Here is a 331-nt window from a genome sequence, read left to right on the forward strand (position 1 = left end):
GGTCTCGACGTTGTGCGCGAACACCTCGGGCTTGGAATCGCAGATCGCTTTGATGTGCTCGGGTTTGCCGGAGAAGTCCGGGATCAGCAGCTCGACGCCGGTGCCGGGGTTCAGCTCGTGGATCTTCCGGACCGTTTCGGCGTACAGCCACACGCCCTCGTCTTCGAGGTCGTCCCGGGCCACGCCGGTGACGGTGGCGTAGCGCAGCTGCATCGCCTGCACGGAGCGGGCCACCTTGGTGGGTTCGAACATGTCCACCGGGGAGGGCTTGCCGGTATCGATCTGGCAGAAATCACAGCGCCGGGTGCACTCGGACCCGCCGATCAGGAAT

The 331-nt window shown here is 65.3% G+C and carries 1 protein-coding gene; it reads right to left on the minus strand.

Annotated elements, in window-relative coordinates; translation table 11 throughout:
* The coding region (locus tag AC6CHP_RS20770) for a radical SAM protein (RefSeq protein ID WP_498232065.1) at positions 1–331 on the minus strand (331 nt) is incomplete at both ends.

This window comes from Pseudarthrobacter sp. GQ63 (genome assembly GCF_059758765.1).